The organism is Candidatus Aminicenantes bacterium (assembly GCA_011049425.1).
GTDB lineage: Bacteria > Acidobacteriota > Aminicenantia > UBA2199 > UBA2199 > UBA876.
In genome coordinates this window covers 1-3,076 of record DSBM01000149.1, presented here as the reverse complement: position 1 = coordinate 3,076, position 3,076 = coordinate 1, and the positions used below count along the sequence as shown (strand labels likewise).

The window sequence follows — 3,076 nt, the reverse complement described above, 5'->3', positions numbered from 1 at the left end:
GAGGGAAGGTACCGCGATGTGGATGGGGTACGGGTTGCAATACCATGGCAGGGTCACTTTTGGGATTACGAAGTACGAGGCGGCATGTTGGTTCCGCTGAAGGGTGAAGTGGCATGGTTATTCTCCGAAGGGGCAAAACCATATTGGCGCGGCCGGATCTCAAGACTCAGTTATGAACTCGCAGAATGACCTTGTCCGCTCGCATTGCGAATACCGCCTGACAAGCGGTTGCAGCGGCCGGTATCGCGCCGTCGCTGAACCGGAGCATGATGGGGCCGCAAGGAGAACGCATGGAACCCTATGTAACTGTCGAAAACATTGAATCGAAGACCCAGGCGTGGTTGAATCAGATCCGTCCATACAACCAGCATGAGATGCGACTGAACGTTGCCGCCGGCGCGCTGCTGGTCGTGGACATGCAGATGTTTTTCCTGGATCCGGCCTCGCCCACATTTACCTGTGGCGGATTGGCGATTCTTCCGGCGGTGCAACGCCTGATCGAAGCCTTTCGCCGGGCGCGCCGCCCGGTGATCTTCACCCGGCACGTTCACCATCCCGATGATCTTGACGCCGGCATCATGGGCTGGTGGTGGCAAGGCAAGTGCCTGGAGGGCAGTCCGGAGAGTGAAATCCACGCGGACCTGGCACCGAGGCCGGGCGAGAAAGTCGTTCTCAAACACCGATACTCCGCCTTCTACAATACGGATCTTGAAACCGTGCTACGCTGTCTGAAAGTGGAAGATATCGTCGTCTCGGGGATCATGACCAACATGTGCTGCGAATCAACCGCGCGGGATGCCTACTACCGGGATTACCGGGTTTTCTTGCCGGCGGACGGGACGGGTTCGATTTGCGGGGAGATGCACCTGGCAAGCCTTTTGAACCTGGCGTTCGGGTTCGCGTACGTGACCACCTGCGCAGCCATCGCGACCGACCTTAGCGGCGGGTCATCGCCCCGAAAAGGTTAACTGCGGTTGTTTTAGGTCGGGGAAGCGCTGCGTGGCCGCGCTTATATAGAACCGGAGACCGCGGCAGCCAGTGCGGTGGCCGCGGCCCTGGGGGATCGGGTTCTCTTTGCCTGTCATGACGAGCGGTACCTGTTGAAAACAACCAGCAACCGTTCCACGGCCGCCACCGCGGCTTCATGGTTCTGGGAAAAATTGATGCGGAACCAGTTGGTGAACCGCGGACCGAACTCCGTTCCCGGCGTGACCGCCACTCCCGCCAGTTTGCGGACAATTTTCACAAAATCCAGCATGGAAACATCCATGGCCGGGAGCCGGATAAAGAGATAACTGCCGCCCTCGGTGGCGCGGACCTTGACACCGTCCACGGCCCGCACGATCTTCAGGAGGTCGTCGCGGATGGCCCGGTGCGCCGCGATCCGTTTTTCCAGCCAACCTTGCGGCTCCATGAACCACGTGTCCAGCACCGGCTGGTTGTAGCCCCCCGCCCGCAGGGAGACGATGGCCTGCAATCGCTCCATGCGGTCGATGATGTAAGTCGATCCGAAAGCCGCTCCCAGCCGGAATCCGCTGAGGGATTCGGTTTTGGAGGGCCCGAGAATCGTGATCAGGGTATCCGGCTTATCCTGCTGCGCGCAAAGGTGGGTGTAGGGCCGGTTGTCAAAGATCTGCCGGGCGTACAGCTCATCCACGATAAGCGCAACGCCATAGTGTTTGGCCAGGGACGCGACTGTCCGGATTTCACTTTCGGAGTAGATCGCGCCGGTGGGATTGTTGGGGTTGGAGAAGAGGAACAGCTTTACCCCTGATTTGAACGCGTCCTCAAGTCCCGCCAGGTCCAGGCCGGCACCCATATTCGATTCCAGAAATTTCATCCGCACAGGTACGATTTTACCGCCGAAAAACAGCGTGAGTTTGCGATTGGCGAAGTAGTCGGGTTCGACTACGGCCACCTTGTCCCCCTGCCCCACCAGGGCGCCCATGGCTAGAAACAGGGCCCCCTGAGTCCCGGGAGTGATGATCAGCTCAGAAGCGGGATCAATGGATGCGCCGGTAAAATCCGCGAGTTTCGCGGCCACGTCTTCCCGCGTATGGCGGCCGCCGCGATACTCCGTATACGCCTGGGGGGCGCCCCTTTCAAAGCCCTTGCGGAACGCCTCGAAGGCGCCAGGGGGGGGCTCATGGGCATCGACATCTCCGTGGGAGAAATCCACCGGCGTGCCCGCCAGGGGTTCACCCCGGATATCCAGTTCTTCCTCTTTCTGCCGTCCTTCCTGCCCCGGCGCGTTTTCCACGCCGATTTGCGCGAATTTCCTGACCAGATCCGACATGTGGAATTTCCTTTCATCAAAATTTCTCTAGATTATATCAGGCCGCCGAATGGGAACCAAACCTCCCCGGGTTTACTTTGGGGTTGCGCCACCGTAGAATGCAGGGGGGGGTGCAATGAAAGCCAAACTGATATTGTTCATGGTCGCCGTCGCCTTCGTCGTATTGTTTGTGCTGCAGAACACCACGGTGGTGGAAATTCACTTTCTGCTGTGGTCGTTGTCCATGTCGCGCGCGCTGGTGGTCGTGGTCTTTGTGGCCGTGGGCGTGGCCATCGGCTGGCTGTTGCGCAGCAACATCACTTTTAAAAAAATCGGTCGATGAGCATTCTTCGCTCAGGAGCAGCGGGGCGATCGAGCTCCCGGCGTTCGGGCGAAATTCAAAACCCGGGACTTGGTTCCCTAGCCGTTTTCGTACAAGGAGAAGAATTTGACTGAATTCAATCAAAGCGGTCAGGAAAAAAATGTGCCGAAAACCCGGTCGGAATTTATCGCCATCGGTATCGCCCTGGGTGCCGGAGTGGGGGCAGGTATCGGCGTAGCCATTGAAAACATTGCTCTTGGCATCGGTATCGCCGTGGCCCTGGGAGGCTGTCTCAAAAACATCTCAGGTGCTATAATGACATATGTCTAAAGAGATAACCGCTGATTATAGTCAACAGTTTCTTTTACCTCCATCGATAGAAGATTGGGTTCCCCCAGATCATGCGGTAAGATTCATTCGATTATTTGTTGAGTCTCTGAGTGTGTCAGAGCTGGGTTTTAAGGAGCGTAAGAGTGAAG

General features: G+C 57.6%; 4 protein-coding genes. 3 read left to right on the top strand and 1 reads right to left on the bottom strand.

Annotated features, from left to right (window positions below):
* Positions 1-290: 290 nt before the first annotated feature.
* Positions 291-968 carry an isochorismatase family protein gene (locus ENN40_10710; GenBank protein ID HDP95813.1) on the top strand — a complete coding sequence of 226 codons (678 nt, stop codon included), beginning with the start codon at positions 291-293 and terminating at the stop codon, positions 966-968.
* A gap of 113 nt (positions 969-1,081) precedes the next feature.
* Here ENN40_10710 and ENN40_10705 read toward each other — a convergent pair whose 3' ends face one another.
* Positions 1,082-2,296, bottom strand: a complete 1,215-nt coding sequence (locus tag ENN40_10705; GenBank protein HDP95812.1) for an aminotransferase class I/II-fold pyridoxal phosphate-dependent enzyme — start codon at positions 2,294-2,296, stop codon at positions 1,082-1,084.
* Positions 2,297-2,411: 115 nt separating this feature from the next.
* Here ENN40_10705 and ENN40_10700 point away from each other — a divergent pair, with 115 nt between their 5' ends.
* Together ENN40_10700 and ENN40_10695 are read left to right on the top strand one after the other, a co-directional pair.
* Positions 2,412-2,618, top strand: coding sequence for a DUF1049 domain-containing protein (locus tag ENN40_10700; protein ID HDP95811.1), 207 nt, complete (start codon positions 2,412-2,414; stop codon positions 2,616-2,618).
* Positions 2,619-2,723: 105 nt separating this feature from the next.
* Positions 2,724-2,927 carry a hypothetical protein gene (locus ENN40_10695; GenBank protein ID HDP95810.1) on the top strand — a complete coding sequence of 68 codons (204 nt, stop codon included), beginning with the start codon at positions 2,724-2,726 and terminating at the stop codon, positions 2,925-2,927.
* The last annotated feature ends 149 nt before the right edge of the window (positions 2,928-3,076 follow it).